The 15,902-nt window shown below is 44.6% G+C and carries 15 protein-coding genes; 10 read left to right on the top strand and 5 right to left on the bottom strand.

What is annotated here, in order from left to right:
• The first annotated feature begins 19 nt into the window (after positions 1–19).
• Together lgt and NL645_RS16385 are read left to right on the top strand one after the other, a co-directional pair.
• Positions 20–841 (top strand): prolipoprotein diacylglyceryl transferase, encoded by an 822-nt coding sequence (lgt, locus tag NL645_RS16390; RefSeq protein ID WP_150916304.1) that lies wholly within the window; start codon positions 20–22, stop codon positions 839–841.
• Positions 842–850: 9 nt separating this feature from the next.
• Entirely contained in the window at positions 851–1,702 is an 852-nt protein-coding gene (locus tag NL645_RS16385) for a thymidylate synthase (protein WP_005381947.1), read from the top strand.
• Between the two features lie 71 nt (positions 1,703–1,773).
• On the opposite strand, the gene NL645_RS16380 is transcribed toward NL645_RS16385, so the two are convergent.
• Entirely contained in the window at positions 1,774–2,916 is a 1,143-nt protein-coding gene (locus NL645_RS16380) for a flavohemoglobin expression-modulating QEGLA motif protein (protein ID WP_237309061.1), read from the bottom strand.
• 148 nt (positions 2,917–3,064) lie between these two features.
• Positions 3,065–4,210 (bottom strand): Na/Pi symporter, encoded by a 1,146-nt coding sequence (locus NL645_RS16375; protein ID WP_031780616.1) that lies wholly within the window; start codon positions 4,208–4,210, stop codon positions 3,065–3,067.
• 386 nt (positions 4,211–4,596) lie between these two features.
• Here NL645_RS16375 and nhaR point away from each other — a divergent pair, with 386 nt between their 5' ends.
• Positions 4,597–5,487 carry a transcriptional activator NhaR gene (gene nhaR / locus NL645_RS16370; protein ID WP_005381942.1) on the top strand — a complete coding sequence of 297 codons (891 nt, stop codon included), beginning with the start codon at positions 4,597–4,599 and terminating at the stop codon, positions 5,485–5,487.
• 289 nt (positions 5,488–5,776) lie between these two features.
• Positions 5,777–6,085 carry a metalloregulator ArsR/SmtB family transcription factor gene (locus NL645_RS16365; protein ID WP_005381940.1) on the top strand — a complete coding sequence of 103 codons (309 nt, stop codon included), beginning with the start codon at positions 5,777–5,779 and terminating at the stop codon, positions 6,083–6,085.
• Positions 6,086–6,389: 304 nt separating this feature from the next.
• Here the strand turns inward: NL645_RS16365 and rpsT are convergent, their stop codons facing one another.
• On the bottom strand, positions 6,390–6,650 hold the full coding sequence (gene rpsT / locus NL645_RS16360; RefSeq protein ID WP_005381938.1) for a 30S ribosomal protein S20: 261 nt from the start codon (positions 6,648–6,650) through the stop codon (positions 6,390–6,392).
• A 305-nt stretch (positions 6,651–6,955) separates the two neighbouring features.
• Here rpsT and murJ point away from each other — a divergent pair, with 305 nt between their 5' ends.
• The 6 genes from murJ to ispH all read left to right on the top strand — a co-directional run bounded on the left by murJ (position 6,956) and on the right by ispH (position 14,577).
• The gene (murJ, locus tag NL645_RS16355; RefSeq protein ID WP_253652049.1) at positions 6,956–8,518 is read left to right on the top strand and encodes a murein biosynthesis integral membrane protein MurJ; all 1,563 of its coding nucleotides are present in this window, start codon (positions 6,956–6,958) and stop codon (positions 8,516–8,518) included.
• A 70-nt stretch (positions 8,519–8,588) separates the two neighbouring features.
• Positions 8,589–9,524: a bifunctional riboflavin kinase/FAD synthetase gene (ribF, locus tag NL645_RS16350; RefSeq protein WP_006743103.1), complete on the top strand. Its 936-nt coding sequence runs from the start codon at positions 8,589–8,591 to the stop codon at positions 9,522–9,524.
• Positions 9,525–9,588: 64 nt separating this feature from the next.
• The gene (gene ileS / locus NL645_RS16345) at positions 9,589–12,417 is read left to right on the top strand and encodes an isoleucine--tRNA ligase (protein WP_253652048.1); all 2,829 of its coding nucleotides are present in this window, start codon (positions 9,589–9,591) and stop codon (positions 12,415–12,417) included.
• A 73-nt stretch (positions 12,418–12,490) separates the two neighbouring features.
• On the top strand, positions 12,491–13,000 hold the full coding sequence (gene lspA / locus NL645_RS16340; protein WP_005397302.1) for a signal peptidase II: 510 nt from the start codon (positions 12,491–12,493) through the stop codon (positions 12,998–13,000).
• A gap of 156 nt (positions 13,001–13,156) precedes the next feature.
• Complete coding sequence (gene fkpB / locus NL645_RS16335; protein ID WP_012842130.1) at positions 13,157–13,588, top strand: FKBP-type peptidyl-prolyl cis-trans isomerase; 432 nt, start codon at positions 13,157–13,159, stop codon at positions 13,586–13,588.
• Between the two features lie 23 nt (positions 13,589–13,611).
• Positions 13,612–14,577: a 4-hydroxy-3-methylbut-2-enyl diphosphate reductase gene (ispH, locus tag NL645_RS16330; RefSeq protein ID WP_167713382.1), complete on the top strand. Its 966-nt coding sequence runs from the start codon at positions 13,612–13,614 to the stop codon at positions 14,575–14,577.
• A 46-nt stretch (positions 14,578–14,623) separates the two neighbouring features.
• Here ispH and NL645_RS16325 read toward each other — a convergent pair whose 3' ends face one another.
• Together NL645_RS16325 and btsR are read right to left on the bottom strand one after the other, a co-directional pair.
• The gene (locus NL645_RS16325; RefSeq protein WP_124009012.1) at positions 14,624–15,097 is read right to left on the bottom strand and encodes a low molecular weight phosphatase family protein; all 474 of its coding nucleotides are present in this window, start codon (positions 15,095–15,097) and stop codon (positions 14,624–14,626) included.
• A gap of 71 nt (positions 15,098–15,168) precedes the next feature.
• A complete protein-coding gene (btsR, locus tag NL645_RS16320) occupies positions 15,169–15,897 on the bottom strand; it encodes a two-component system response regulator BtsR (protein WP_047009112.1) in 729 nt (242 codons plus the stop codon).
• Positions 15,898–15,902: the final 5 nt, after the last annotated feature.

Below are 15,902 nucleotides of genomic sequence, written 5' to 3'. Positions count from 1 at the left end.
GATAAGAAGAGAATGATTTATGTCTCAGGGATATATTGAATTTCCCAATATTGATCCGGTTTTAATCTCTATTGGTCCTGTTTCGGTTCGTTGGTACGGTTTGATGTACCTTGTGGGCTTTATGTTCGCCCTATGGTTGGCGAACCGACGTGCGGATAAGCCGGGAAGTGGTTGGACACGAGAACAGGTTTCTGATTTGTTGTTCGCAGGCTTCCTTGGCGTGGTGATTGGTGGCCGTGTTGGCTACGTGCTTTTCTACAATTTTGAGCTCTTCCTGGCTGATCCTTTGTATCTGTTTAAAGTGTGGACCGGTGGTATGTCTTTCCACGGGGGCTTACTGGGTGTTATTACCGCGATGTTCTGGTATGCACACAAAAACGGGCGAACGTTCTTCGGCGTTGCCGACTTTATCGCGCCGCTTGTGCCATTTGGTTTGGGTATGGGGCGTTTAGGTAACTTCATGAACAGCGAATTGTGGGGCCGAGTAACGGATGTGCCTTGGGCGATCGTTTTCCCAAATGGTGGTCCACTGCCACGTCATCCATCGCAGCTTTATGAAATGGCGCTTGAAGGTATCGTACTTTTCTTCATCTTGAATTGGTTCATCAAGAAACCTCGTCCTCTAGGTTCTGTATCAGGGCTATTTTTAGCTGGATATGGTACATTCCGCTTCCTAGTTGAGTACGTGCGCGAACCAGACGCTCATTTGGGTTTATTCGGTGGCTTTATTTCCATGGGACAGATTCTATCCCTGCCAATGGTGGTTATCGGTATCCTAATGATGGTTTGGGCATACAAACGTGGTCATTACAAAGATGAGTTACCACAAAAGACGAAGTAAGGTATTGGTGTGAAACAGTATTTAGATTTGTGTCAACGCATCGTTGACCAAGGTGTTTGGGTTGAAAATGAGCGTACAGGCAAGCGCTGCCTGACCGTAATCAACGCGGATTTAACCTACGATGTTGCGAACAATCAATTTCCGTTGGTAACCACACGTAAAAGTTTTTGGAAAGCGGCCGTTGCAGAGCTACTAGGGTACATTCGTGGTTACGATAATGCGGAAGATTTTCGTAAGCTGGGCACGAAAACCTGGGATGCCAATGCCAACCTAAATGATGCTTGGTTAAATAATCCATACCGTAAAGGTGAAGACGACATGGGCCGTGTCTACGGCGTCCAAGGGCGCGCATGGGCGAAGCCTGATGGCGGGCATGTTGACCAATTACGCAAGATAGTGGATGACTTAACGCGTGGTGTTGATGATCGCGGTGAAATCTTGAACTTCTACAACCCGGGTGAATTCCACATGGGGTGCTTGCGTCCTTGCATGTATAGCCACCATTTTTCATTGCTGGATGATACGCTTTACCTGAACAGTACTCAGCGTTCGTGTGATGTACCGCTTGGCTTAAACTTCAATATGGTTCAAGTTTACGTGTTCTTGGCGATCATGGCGCAAATCACGGGCAAGAAACCTGGTCAGGCATTTCATAAGATTGTGAATGCGCACATTTATGAAGATCAGCTTGAACTGATGCGTGATGTTCAGTTGAAGCGTGAACCATTAAAAGCGCCGACGTTCCACATCAATCCAGAGATTAAATCTCTAGAAGATCTGGAAACATGGGTCACACTGGATGACTTTTGGGTTGAAGGATACGAGCATCACGACCCTATTCGTTACCCATTCTCAGTGTAACCAGTGTTGTTCTTCAAGATATGAAAAAAGCTCCGAATGGAGCTTTTTTGCTTTTTCGTACTTTGAAGATATTACTTGAGTGCACTGACAATATAGCGGTGAATAGGGTTGGTCTGCTTCGGTGCAGACAGTGCCGGGCTAATAAACTTGGGTTGGGTGAATATTTGTTTGCTCACTAATGAGTGAATAAGCTCAAAATACTTCAGTTCTGTTTTCCCACATAGCAACAATGAAAAGTCATTGCCCAGTTTATCGTAGGCATTGAGCACCTCTCGGAACCCTCTGAGGTACAAGTAATCCTTCGTCAAACCGCCTCCTCGATACACACGAGCAGTCGTTGTAAATGCTTGAAGGTCAGACGTTTTATACTGTTCTTTTAATAGCATGAACGTATGGCGGAAATCTCGTTCCTTGATCATCGACTCTACCGCCAGGACTCGTAAGGCTAAGGTTCTTAGGCGTTTGATACTGAAATGTCCTGACAGATATTCACACAATATAGCCAGCCCTTCTTGGGTGTTGGTATTGGCTGGGCACCCTAAGCTCAGGACCTTTAGCGGTTGTTGACGACCATTAAGCGTAGTAAGAAGGTGTACACCCATTTCATGATGTGCGAGAGCCTCTAACTCATCGGTCGTGATGTATGCTGCGTGGTTAATTTTGACTCGAGACCCCGAAACGAGTGCGTTTGCTAACATCCCATCCAACACCTGTATTTCACACTCATATCCATTACGTTGAGCAAAGTTTTGCATGAAGTGTGCTATCGCACGGCTATCATGCTGCGGTTTGCTCTCTTCTTCCGTGGGAAGGTGTAAAATGAAATGGGCGTTGGCAATATCTTTGGCGCTCGGCTCTCCGTAATAGCGCAAGGAGTTATAAAGAAACTCTTGTGTACCGATAGTATTCACTTGATCCAATTTATCTGCGTAAGACTGAATCACATCCGCGTACAGCTTTTGTAATTGGGTGTCTTGAATATTTTCTAAAGGCAGTTCATACAAACGTCGCTTTGCGCTGTGAGTATCTAGATTGGTAGTTGAGTATTGGAAGTTAGGCTCTTGAGAGTATTTGTTCTTAATAAAGCGCTCTCTTTCCTGAGCATAATTGAGAGGATTCACGCTACTGAGGATATCAATATCAGCAACCAGTTGAGTTAGGTTTTCGTCTATTGCGAGTAGCTGATCAGAAATAGTGCCATTAAGCTGCGTCATGTTGTCGACTCCAAATGAGGTAGCTCAGCATAAGTATGCTGGTATGGCTCAAATTATCACCAGACAACGAATTTGAACAGCGTCATTAACGCAAAAAAGGCCCCACAATGTGGAGCCTAAACAATAAGCGATGGTATGTAAGTTATTGTTATGTCGTTAGGGCTAAGATCGCGCCTGGTAAAATAACGAATACAGACATTAGGTAGCCACCGACAACAGCTTTGTTCTTGATAGCCATTTCAGAAATCATCTCAGCGCCTTTCACTGGAATTTCACGTAGGAACGGAATACCAAAGATAAACAGCGTTGCCATGATATTAAATACTAGGTGTACCAGAGCGATTTGAAGCGCGAATACCGCGAACTCACCCGATACGGCTGTTGCTGCTAGTAGCGCCGTAATACAAGTACCAATGTTTGCACCTAGCGTGAATGGGTAAATATCACGAACTTTAAGAACGCCTGTACCCACAAGTGGAACCATCAAGCTAGTTGTTGTTGATGAAGATTGTACCAACACAGTCACGATTGAACCCGATACAATACCGTGAATAGGGCCACGACCAATCGCGTTTTTCAAAATTTCACGTGCGCGGCCAACCATTAGGCTCTTCATTAGCTTACCCATTACCGTAATTGCAACGAAGATTGTCGCAATACCCAAAACGATAAGCATGATGCCACCAACAGTATCACCGAATGTTGAAAGTGGCTCTTTAATTGCACCCACAACTGGTTTTGTTATTGGCTTAATGAAGTTGAAGCCTTTAATGCTCATATCGCCAGTAGCAAGTAGTGGAGAAACAAGCCAATGAGAAACTTTCTCTAAAATGCCGAACATCATTTCCAACGGAAGGAAAATAGCAACAGCAAGTAAGTTGAAGAAGTCGTGAATAGTTGCGCTTGCAAATGCACGTTTGAACTCTTCTTTACAACGTACGTGACCAAGAGAAACAAGCGTATTAGTCACTGTGGTACCAATATTGGCACCCATCACCATCGGAATCGCGGTTTCTACTGGTAAGCCACCTGCAACTAAACCTACAATAATAGACGTTACAGTACTTGAGGACTGAATTAAGGCTGTTGCCACCAAGCCGATCATTAGACCAGCAACAGGGTGAGCGGCAAACTCAAATAGCACCTTAGCTTGATCGCCAGTTGCCCATTTGAAGCCACTACCAACCATAGATACTGCTAGAAGAAGCAGATACAACATGAATGCCAAGTTAGCCCAGCGTAACCAACGAGCAGTGCTCGAAATTGGCGCCACTGTTGAAGTAGCTTGGTTCATCATAATTTTCTCCGTTGACCTTTCAGTTCATTTTTCGGTCTGTAGTTGAAACTGCGGGCGATGTTAGAGAACAAATATTTCAGTAATATTACAGATTTCTTGCTGTGAGTAATTTTTATTGTTCTTTTTGATAGTGGTGTGAGTAGGGAAAAATGAAGGTTTTTAACTCTTTGAATTTAATGAATAAAATTGACTTTTGTTTTGTGTGGTTTTTGCGTTTTCTTTAGAAAGAAAATGCGCCTCAGTTCAACTTTTATGACAGTGTTAATTTTATATATTCGGTAAAACTTATGTTTTTGTAATGTATTGTATGGTTTTGTCGAGTTTATTGTTTGTCTCTGTCACATTTGGTATAAAAAGCATCACTTTCTTTTCGGGACTTGATCATGTCACATTTAAACTACAACCATCTATATTATTTCTGGATGGTGTGCAAACAGGGCTCTGTAACTAAAGCGGCCGATGCGCTTTTCCTGACACCGCAAACCGTGACAGGGCAGATTAAAGCGCTTGAAGAACGCATGAAAGGAAAGTTAACCAAACGAAATGGTCGTACAGTTGAGCCAACTGAGTTAGGGCAACTTGTTTTTAAGTACGCCGACCGAATGTTTGGTTTGAGTTATGAGATGTTAGATATCGTCAATTACAGTCAGCACTCGAACATTCTGTTTGAAGTTGGCGTAGCCGATGCGTTATCTAAGCGCTTGGTCAGTAAAGTACTAATGACGACTGTCCCGGAAGATAACAGTATTCATTTACGCTGTTATGAGTCAACCCACGAATTGCTACTTGAACGACTGTCTCAGCACAAGCTGGATATGATCCTCTCGGATTGTCCCGTTGACTCAACTCAAAGCCCTGGCCTTTATAGCAAAAAGCTAGGTGAGAGCAGCATGAGCTTTTTCGCCTCTTCTGAAATTGAAAATGTGCGTTTCCCTGAGATTCTGGAACAGAAAAAGCTTTTGATTCCTGCAAGCCGAACAGCAATGGGGCGTAAGGTTATTCAGTGGTTTGATCGTCAAGGTCTTCAGCCTAATGTGTTGGGAGAATTTGATGATGTTGCGTTGATGAAGGCTTTCGCACGGTATCACGATGATGTGATTTTCTTAGCGCCGACCGTATACATGTCGGAGATTGAGGACGACCGAAATCTACAGCTAATTGGTCATGTCGATGGGTTAAAAGAAGAGTACTACGTGATTTTTGCGGAACGAATGATCCAACACCCAGCGGTAAAAAATGTTTGTGATGCTGATTTCAGTCAAATGTTTGAGTAAACCCGTATCGTTGCGCAAATAAATAGATTACTATCAATAAAAATATAATTCTAAATAATACCTAAGTAACTCAAGATACTTGTTTTAGTGAGCAAAACTATTAATTATTGATGGCGCATCAATTCTTCACTTTGGTGGATAATATTGGTGTATCACTAACAACTAAATTAGAGGTTCTAATAATGAAGACTCTGGAAGTGTATCTTGATTTTCTTAGATATATAAATCAGTGCAACACAACAAGCTGGCCAGGGTTGGAATAAGTAAGTTGTAGCTAGAGGTCCAACACATGAATCTACAAGAAATGGAGCAGAACTCCGCAAAAGCCGTCGTGTTGCTCAAAGCGATGGCAAACGAGAGACGCCTACAAATCCTTTGTATGCTGCATAACCAAGAGCTGTCCGTGGGAGAGCTGTGTGCAAAGTTAGAGCTAAGCCAGTCGGCATTATCTCAGCATCTTGCTTGGCTTCGCCGTGATGAGCTAGTCACGACAAGGAAAGAAGCACAAACCGTGTACTACACATTAAAGAGTGATGAAGTGAAAGCGTTAATAAAAACACTGCATAGTCTTTATTGTGCTGAGAGTGCTCAACATTAATTAAATAGTCCTAATATACTGCTCATCTTAGAGTGTGAATCTAACTTGTTGGAATATTTGAGAGTGGCGTTAAACTTTTGATGATAGGGTACTACTCATCGACCAATTTGCTTTGTTCTCAAGTGTTTTATTAGTGCTTTCTAGTTTGAGCGTTATATGGGTAATGAATAAGCTGATGTCTTTAAATGGGACATTCAGAAAAAGAAAAGCTGGCATTGCCAGCTTTTTTTATTAAGAAAATTTTGTAGATATAAAAAAACCGACACAAGGTCGGTTTTTTCTTCACTGTAAAATCAGGACTCTATTAAAGAGCTTTGATTTGTGCAGCGAAACGAGACTTATGGCGAGCTGCTTTATTCTTGTGAATAAGGCCTTTAGTTGCCATGCGGTCTAGGATAGGTGTAACTACAGCGAATGCAGCAGTTGCAGCTTCTTTGTCGCCTGCTTCGATAGCAGCAACAGTTTTCTTCATGTAAGTACGCATCATTGAGCGACGGCTAGCATTGTGCTGACGACGTTTCTCAGCTTGGATAGCGCGCTTCTTAGCAGATTTACTATTTGCCAAGGGTCTAACTCCCAAAAACTTAGTTCTGTGACAATTTAAGGGCGAGGAATATCCCTCATTTGCGCTTAAATGTCAAATGATTTGTGCAAAAACCGATCTAAGCCAAAACAAATTTTGGTAAGAGAGGTTATCGCGGTTAAGATGGCGGGGATTCTAACAGCATTTTTATACCAATGCTAATAATTATCCGCGAAAGGCACACTTATTCCTTACAACCCGCGGATAGATTTTTGACGTCTATTTACAGCACCTGTCAGAGAAACAGTATAGGGTTAGCTGTCTTATGGTGATATTCCGAGGTTACAGTGAGTAAACGACTACTCAAGTCTGGCATGATCGTCAGTGCTATGACATTTATTTCCCGCGTTCTTGGCCTAGTTCGTGATGTTGTAGTGGCAAATTTAATGGGGGCAGGAGCAAGCGCAGACGTCTTTTTCTTCGCCAATAAAATCCCTAACTTTTTACGACGTTTGTTTGCTGAAGGAGCTTTTTCCCAAGCGTTTGTACCTGTTTTAACGGAAAGTCATGCTCAAGGTGACATGGACAAAACTCGGGAACTGATTGCTAGAGCGGCGGGTACGTTAGGGGTGATAGTCTCGATTGTTACCATTTTAGGTGTCCTAGGCTCCGGCGTGGTCACTGCAGTGTTTGGTTTTGGTTGGTTCCTTGACTGGATGCATGGTGGCCCGGCTGCAGCAAAGTTTGAGCTTGCTAGCGTGATGCTCAAAATCACCTTTCCCTATTTATGGTTCATTACCTTTGTCGCCCTATCGGGCGCTATCCTCAATACATTAGGTAAATTTGCTGTCTCCTCCTTTACCCCTGTTTTCCTCAATGTGATGATTATTTTGGCGGCGTGGTTTATCTCGCCGCAAATGGAAATGCCAGAAATAGGGCTTTCCATTGGTGTTTTCTTAGGTGGTTTGGTCCAGTTCTTATTCCAAATTCCCTTCCTTATTAAAGCAGGCGTCATGGTTAAGCCAAAATGGGGCTGGCGCGATCCGGGTGTAGTGAAAATCCGTACTTTGATGATCCCCGCTTTATTTGGTGTATCGGTCAGTCAGATTAACCTGTTGTTTGATACGTTCATCGCCAGTTTTTTGCAAACCGGTTCGATCAGCTGGCTATATTACTCAGACCGCTTATTGGAATTTCCTTTAGGTCTGTTTGGTATTGCGATTGCGACTGTGATTTTACCCGCGCTTTCACGTAAACACGTTGACGCACAAAGTGAAGGCTTCGCGCAAACCATGGATTGGGGGGTGCGCATGGTGATCTTGCTTGGCCTTCCTGCAATGCTTGGTCTGATGGTACTGGCAAAACCTATGCTCATGGTTCTGTTTATGCGAGGTGAATTTTCTCCTCAAGACGTACATCAAGCATCATTGTCGCTCTTTGCCTACGCTTCAGGTTTGTTGAACTTCATGTTGATCAAGGTGCTCGCGCCAGGTTATTACTCGCGTCAAGATACTAAAACGCCAGTAAAGTACGGCATCATTGCGATGGTGACCAACATGGTGTTTAACGCAATTTTTGCGTACTTTTATGGTTACGTTGGTTTGGCTATTGCGACGGCACTTTCGGCGTTTGTGAATATGGCATTGCTGTATCGTGGTCTACATATCGCAGGGGTATACCAAATCACCAAACGAACCGTCTTCTTTATTATACGTTTGGTTATTGCAGGTGCGGCGATGGTGGCTGCGATCTTATGGCAATTGGAAGACATGTCAGTGTGGCTAGATTGGAGCTTTACTCACCGCAGCGGTGTACTAGGAATGTTGATCGGTCTAGGAGCCGTGGTTTACCTAGTGGTTCTATTTTTAACGGGTGCACGCTTAAAAGACCTAAAAGCTGGGACAGACTAAGGGTGATTAGTATATAATCCGTCAGTTTCACACAGTGTAAAGTAAAAACAGAGGCAGAAAGCAGTATCCAATGGAACTGATTAGAGGCATTCACAATATCACCCCGCGACATCATGGTTGCGTGCTGACTATTGGCAATTTCGATGGTGTCCATAAAGGCCATCAACAAGTATTGCAGCAAGTGTCTGAGCAAGCGGACAGGCTATCATTGCCTTCTGTTGTGATGACCTTTGAACCTCAGCCGATGGAGCTGTTTGCCAAAGATAAGGCACCTGCACGGTTGACGCGATTACGCGATAAGTTCGTGCAATTGAGTAAGCTCGATATTGATCGCTTGCTCTGCGTCAATTTCAATCGTCATTTTGCAAGTTTAACCGCGGAAGAATTTATCCGTGACTTGTTGGTCGAGCGTTTGGGTGTTAAGTTTCTTGTCGTTGGTGATGATTTCTGCTTTGGCAAAGGCCGTACAGGTAACTTTGCAATGCTGCAGGAAGCGGGGGAAAAGTACGGTTTTGATGTCGTGAGTACCCAGAGCTTTTGTTTACAACAATTACGTGTCAGCAGTACGGCTATCCGTCAAGCGCTGGCGCGTGACGATTTGCATTCCGCGCAACAGATGCTGGGAAGAAACTACAGCATCAGCGGTCGTGTTTCTCACGGAAGAAAGCTGGGCAGAACGATAGGTTTTCCTACTGCGAATATTCCTTTGAAACGCTGTGTTTCTCCGGTTTCCGGAGTCTATGTTGTTCAAGCGCTTGGCTTAGGAAATAAGCCAGTTGGTGGTGTCGCTAATATTGGTCAAAGACCGACTGTCAATGGCGTTCGCCAGCAGTTAGAAGTACACTTATTCGACTTTCATGCCAATTTATATGGCAAGCAACTAGAAGTGGAACTTTTGCATAAACTTCGAGATGAGCAAAAGTTTGAGTCGTTTGAAGCACTTAAACAACAAATCGAATTGGATGCTGAAGCAGCAAGGGTGTGGCTGCGTCAGCTTAAGCGTTGAGCGGTTTATTCCACCGTTCAACATAATGTCTAATTTTCGCCCAATATAACGGAATTAAGAATCGATGAGTGAGTATAAAGATACCCTGAACTTACCTGAAACAGGGTTTCCAATGCGCGGCAATCTGGCCAATCGTGAGCCAGAAATGCTTAAGCGTTGGTACAAAGAAGATCTTTACGGTGAAATCCGTAAAGCTAAGAAAGGCAAAAAGTCATTCGTATTGCACGATGGCCCTCCTTACGCAAATGGTGACATTCATATTGGTCACGCACTAAACAAGATTCTTAAAGACATTATTATTAAATCCAAAACACTTTCAGGTTTTGACGCACCTTACATTCCTGGCTGGGATTGCCACGGTCTACCTATTGAATTAATGGTAGAGAAAAAAGTAGGCAAGCCAGGCCAAAAAGTGACGGCAGCAGAATTCCGCGAGAAATGTCGTGAATACGCAGCAGGTCAGGTTGAAGGTCAGAAAGAGAGCTTCAAACGCCTTGGTATCATGGGTGAGTGGGACAAGCCATACCGCACTATGGATTTCGCAACTGAAGCGAACATTATTCGTGCTCTTGGTAAGATCGCAAGCAATGGTCACCTGCTAAAAGGTTTCAAACCTGTTCACTGGTGTACAGACTGTGGTTCTGCTCTTGCTGAAGCGGAAGTAGAATACAAAGATAAAGTATCGCCATCTATCGACGTTCGTTTTAAAGCGGCTGACGAAGCGGCACTGTTGTCTAAGTTTGAGCTGACTGAAGGCCATGAAGGTAAAGGCGATATCTCTATTGTCATCTGGACGACAACACCTTGGACGCTTCCTGCGAACCGTGCTGTGTGTCTACGTGATGACCTTGAGTATGTACTTCTCCAAGTTGAAGGCGAGCAACCTGAACGTATCATCGTTGCTGCTGAGCTGGCGAAAGACGTTATGGACCGTGCGGGTATCGAGCATTTCCATAACCTTGGTTTTGCGAAAGGTGCGGATCTAGAGCTTTCTCAGTTCCAACACCCATTCTACGATTTCACTGTACCGGCGATCCTTGGTGATCACGTTACGACTGATTCAGGTACTGGTGTTGTTCACACTGCACCGGGTCACGGTCAAGAAGACTTTGCGGTTGGTAACAAGTACAACCTAGAAGTAGCGAACCCAGTTGGCTCAAACGGTGTTTACCTTCCAGACACTGAGCTATTTGCTGGTCAGCACGTATTTAAAGCGAACGATGCAGTAGTAGAAGTACTAAAAGAAAAAGGTGCACTACTACACCACCACGCTTACGAGCACAGCTACCCACACTGTTGGCGTCATAAGACTCCAATCATCTTCCGTGCTACACCTCAATGGTTCGTTTCTATGGACCAAGCTGGCCTACGTGCTAAAGCATTAGAGTCAATCAAGAATGTAGAGTGGATGCCTGAGTGGGGTCAAAGCCGCATCGAAGGTATGATCGAAGGTCGCCCTGAGTGGTGTATCTCTCGTCAACGTACTTGGGGTGTGCCAATTGCTCTGTTTGTTCATAAAGAAACAGCAGAACTTCATCCAAACACACTAGAGCTTATCGAGAAGGTTGCTCTGTTGGTTGAAGAGAAAGGTATTCAAGCGTGGTGGGATGTTGACTCAGCTGAGCTACTAGGTGACGAAGCAGACCAGTACGAAAAAGTACTAGATACGCTAGACGTATGGTTCGATTCAGGTGTGACTCACTTCTCTGTTGTTGATGCTCGTGAAGAGTACAACGGCAATAGTGCAGACCTATACCTAGAAGGTTCTGACCAACACCGCGGTTGGTTCCAGTCTTCTCTAATTTCATCTATCGCGATGAAAGACGAAGCGCCTTACAAACAAGTACTGACACACGGTTTCGTGGTTGATGGTCAGGGTCGTAAGATGTCTAAATCTATCGGTAACGTGGTTGCGCCAAAAGACGTAACTAACAAGCTAGGTGCTGACATTCTTCGTCTATGGGTTGCTTCAACAGACTACACTGGTGAAGTTGCGGTTTCTGATGAAATCCTAAAACGTAGCGCAGATGCTTACCGTCGTATCCGTAACACAGCGCGTTTCTTCCTTGCTAACCTAAGCGGCTTCAACCCTGAAACAGACATCGTTCCTGTTGAAGAGATGGTTGCGCTAGATCGCTGGGCAGTTGGTCGTGCGCTAGCAGCACAAGAAGAGATTGTTAAAGCATACGAAGAGTACAACACACACGGTGTGACTCAGCGTCTAATGCAATTCTGTTCAATTGAAATGGGTTCTTTCTACCTAGACGTAATCAAAGACCGTCAGTACACAGCAAAACGTGGCGGTAACGCTCAACGTAGCTGTCAGACAGCACTTTACTACATCGTAGAAGCGCTAGTTCGTTGGATGGCGCCAATCATGTCGTTCACTGCAGATGAAATCTGGAACGAAATGCCAGGCGAGCGCGACAAGTTCGTATTCACTGGTGAGTGGTTCGACGGCCTATTCGGTCTTGCTGAAGGTGAAGAGCTGAACAACGAATTTTGGACTGAGATCCAAGCGGTTCGTGGTGCAGTAAACAAACTTCTAGAAGATGCGCGTAAAGAGAAAACCATCGGTGGTGCACTACAAGCTGAAGTGACTCTATTTGCTGATGACGCTTTAGCGGCGAAGATCAACAAACTTGAAGATGAACTGCGCTTTGTTCTACTAACCTCTGCTGCGAAAGTTAAGCCTCTAGGTGAGAAGACGGATGCAGCACAAGCGACAGATATCGAAGGCTTGTTTGTTGAAGTAGCAGCAGCTGAAGGCGAGAAGTGTGACCGTTGTTGGCACCACACGCCAGACGTAGGCACAATCGAAGGTCACGAGAAGATCTGTGGTCGTTGTGTGTCTAACGTAGACGGCGAAGGTGAAGTACGTAAATTCGCGTAATTGCCTAGAACGACTGAACTTTTTTTAAAATTAACAGCCCCAGTATTTACTGGGGCTGTTTGTAGGTTAAGTAATGAGTGAAAAAGCACTGTCTTTAAAGCAATCTGGTATTCGCTGGTTATGGTTAGCGGTGGTTATCTTTTTAGCTGATATTGGTATTAAGTATGTTGTAATGAACAACATGGGATATGGCTGGGCAAACCGCATAGAAATTTTGCCATTCTTTAATCTTTTGTACGTGCATAACTATGGTGCTGCTTTTAGCTTTTTGAGTGATCAAGCGGGCTGGCAACGTTGGTTATTTACAGGTATTGCTTTTATCGTTACAGGTCTTTTGACTTACTGGATGAGCAAACTACCAGCGAAAGAGAAATGGAATAATATTGCTTATGCCATGATTATTGGTGGCGCAGTAGGCAACGTATTCGACCGAGTAATACATGGGTTTGTCGTGGATTATTTGGACTTTTTCTGGGGTAATTATCACTGGCCAGCGTTCAACCTTGCAGACATGGCGATCTGTATTGGTGCCGCGATGATTATTCTTGACGGCTTTCGAAAGAAAGACGAGGCGAAAGCCTAAGTAGTGGCAGTGTATATTGCGAAAAGTTGAATAACCCTAAGCGTCGCCCGTTGATTCGAGCGACGCTTTTTATTATGTTGGAGCGCCAATCAGCATATCAATGTATAAAAAGACCAAGCTGACAGCGTAATAACCCAAGAACAAGGAAGCAGTAACGTGACAACAATAACCAATGAATCTGTAGTAACCCTTCACTTTACGATTAAAATGAAAGATGGATCGGTTGCGGATAGTACTCATAACATGGGTAAACCAGCGAAATTTGTTATGGGTGATGGCAGCTTGAGTGAAAACTTTGAGCAGTGCTTGATAGGCCTCGAAACAGGCGCACAAAAAGCGATTGAGCTAAAAGCAGAAGACGCGTTTGGCATGCCAAACCCAGACCATGTACACCATATGGATCGCACTAAGTTTGTAGGTGATGCAGAAGTAGAAGTGGGTACAATCATGGCGTTCAGTGGTCCTGATGGCATGGAAATCCCGGGCATTATTACAGAGATTGCTGGCGATTCAGTCACTGTGGACTTCAACCATCCTCTAGCGGGACAAGACGTGACTTTCGAAGTTGAAATTTTGTCAGTAGAATAGCGAACCCAATAAAGATAATTTCCATGAGCAATGAAATGAAAATCCTATTAGCTAACCCACGCGGCTTTTGTGCTGGTGTAGACCGTGCGATTAGCATCGTAGAGCGTGCGCTAGAGATGTATCAGCCACCGATTTATGTTCGTCATGAGGTGGTGCATAACCGTTTTGTGGTTGAAGGGCTAAAACAACGTGGCGCTGTCTTCGTTGAAGAGCTGCATGAAGTGCCAGACAACAACATTGTGATTTTTTCTGCTCATGGTGTATCGCAGGCGGTTCGTCAGGAAGCCAAGCAGCGAGATTTGACGGTATTTGACGCGACGTGCCCGTTGGTAACCAAAGTGCATATGGAAGTAGCGCGAGCAAGCCGCCGCAATATGGAAGTGGTTCTGATTGGTCACGCAGGTCACCCTGAAGTGGAAGGCACAATGGGGCAGTACGCGAGTGAAACCGGTGGCATGTACTTGGTTGAAACCCCGGCCGATGTTGAGAAACTGAAGTCGATTGTGAAAGATCCATCTGATCTTCATTACGTAAGCCAAACGACACTTTCTGTAGATGAAACTGCCGATGTTATCGAAGAGCTACGCCGCGTCTTCCCAGATATCCAAGGACCACGTAAAGACGATATCTGTTACGCGACACAAAACCGCCAAGATGCCGTACGTGAATTAGCGGGTGACGTAGATGTGATGGTTGTGGTGGGTTCTAGAAACTCATCAAACTCTACACGTCTTAAAGAGCTAGCTGAAAAGCTAGGGACACCAGGTTACTTAACCGACTGTCCGGAAGATATCAAACCTGAATGGTTCGAAGGCAAAACGAAAGTAGGTGTGACTGCGGGGGCATCTGCTCCGGAAGAGCTCGTTAATCAGATTCTAGAGCGAATCAAAGAACTCGTCGGTGCCGAAGCGGTCGATGAAGTACTTGGTCGTGAAGAGAATATGTTCTTTGAAGTACCCAAAGAACTGCAAATCAAGCAAGTGGATTAATCTCCATTTATCGAATATTAAAAAGACGACCAGCGGGTCGTCTTTTTTACATCTCTCTCAGTTCATTTAGGTAATCACGAATTTGGTCTTTCCCTAAACCATCGATAATCATATCGGACATCTTCGTGATTCTTCGCTCAAGCGACTGAGCAACCCTTTCGCAATGTGCGTACACCTCTTCATCAGAACCTTCAGTCGGAAAGGCATCGACTTGCCAGTTTACTCGAACGCCACCCGCAAGCCACTGAGGAGCTGCCTCTTGATGTAAAGAGTCACAGAGAATAATAACGATGTCAGGAAGAAACTGAGTTCGCTCTTCCCATGAGTGGGTGTGGATATGTGGAATGGGAAGTTGGTGGTCATCTAAATATTTTTGCACCACCGGGTGAACTTTGCCTGTGGGATGAGAGCCACCGCTGGCGACACTAAAATCTGCTGGTAGGATATGGGTTGCGATCGACTCAGCGAGCACACTTCGTCCAGCATTGTGCTTACATATGAACAAAACTTTATACATCATCGCCTCGTCTTTTCGGAGCGTCTTATTTATACGCTAGCGGAAACTCAGCGGTGATGTGTGAACTTTTTGTGTTAGTGGCTAATGCCCAGCATCTCTTTGAGCACTTTAAGGTAGCGGCGGCTTACTGGTATCTCAAAGCCAGTTTTGGTGATGATTTCTGCTAATCCGTTTTCGAGTAATTTGATTTCGCTGATGGCCTTAATGCTGACTAAGTATTGGCGATGACAGCGTACCAGTGGGGTTTTCTCTTCTAGCGTTTTTAATGTCAGTTGAGTGCTCGCGGCTTGGCTGGTGGAGCGTACATGCACGCCGCTGATGTCACTGTATGCACATTCTACCGTGTCGGTGGCCATGATAACGATACGGTTGTGCCCGATGCACGGAATCTGATCTAAAGTATCGGGCGTAATAGCAGACAGCTGTTGAGTTAGGGCTGATTGACTAATGACTTTATTTAGCCGTTTGACCGTTTTGGTTAAACGGCATGGGTCGACAGGTTTGAGCAAGTAATCAAAGGCATTGTCTTCAAATGCTTGAATCGCATACTGATCATAAGCCGTGACAAAAACCACATAAGGCATGGTTTCTGGATCAAGCATCCCAAGTAATTCAATCCCCGTGACTTGAGGCATTTGGATATCGAGAAACACCACATCAGGCTTGAGTTCATTGATTTTTTTTAGGCCAAGGATTGCGTTTGAGGCATCGCCCACTACCTCAACTTGGCCTGTTTCATCCAGTAACTCTGCTAGCTCTTCACGAGCAAACTGTTCATCATCAATGACGAGTGCGGTTAACATCCAAC

The organism is Vibrio sp. Y51_MX_L26 (assembly GCF_024181935.1).
GTDB lineage: Bacteria > Pseudomonadota > Gammaproteobacteria > Enterobacterales > Vibrionaceae > Vibrio > Vibrio diabolicus.
The sequence above is the reverse complement of the archived record's forward strand: the minus strand, read 5'-3'. Positions and strand labels throughout refer to the sequence as shown.

Excerpts from the sequence above, each read along its gene's own strand:
- lgt (WP_150916304.1), top strand. The coding sequence starts at position 20 with ATGTCTCAGGGATATATTGAATTTCCCAATATTGATCCGGTTTTAATC.
- NL645_RS16380 (WP_237309061.1), bottom strand. The coding sequence starts at position 2,916 with ATGACGCAGCTTAATGGCACTATTTCTGATCAGCTACTCGCAATAGAC.
- NL645_RS16375 (WP_031780616.1), bottom strand. The coding sequence starts at position 4,210 with ATGAACCAAGCTACTTCAACAGTGGCGCCAATTTCGAGCACTGCTCGT.
- nhaR (WP_005381942.1), top strand. The coding sequence starts at position 4,597 with ATGTCACATTTAAACTACAACCATCTATATTATTTCTGGATGGTGTGC.
- NL645_RS16365 (WP_005381940.1), top strand. The coding sequence starts at position 5,777 with ATGAATCTACAAGAAATGGAGCAGAACTCCGCAAAAGCCGTCGTGTTG.
- ribF (WP_006743103.1), top strand. The coding sequence starts at position 8,589 with ATGGAACTGATTAGAGGCATTCACAATATCACCCCGCGACATCATGGT.
- ileS (WP_253652048.1), top strand. The coding sequence starts at position 9,589 with ATGAGTGAGTATAAAGATACCCTGAACTTACCTGAAACAGGGTTTCCA.
- lspA (WP_005397302.1), top strand. The coding sequence starts at position 12,491 with ATGAGTGAAAAAGCACTGTCTTTAAAGCAATCTGGTATTCGCTGGTTA.
- ispH (WP_167713382.1), top strand. The coding sequence starts at position 13,612 with ATGAGCAATGAAATGAAAATCCTATTAGCTAACCCACGCGGCTTTTGT.
- NL645_RS16325 (WP_124009012.1), bottom strand. The coding sequence starts at position 15,097 with ATGATGTATAAAGTTTTGTTCATATGTAAGCACAATGCTGGACGAAGT.
- btsR (WP_047009112.1), bottom strand. The coding sequence starts at position 15,897 with ATGTTAACCGCACTCGTCATTGATGATGAACAGTTTGCTCGTGAAGAG.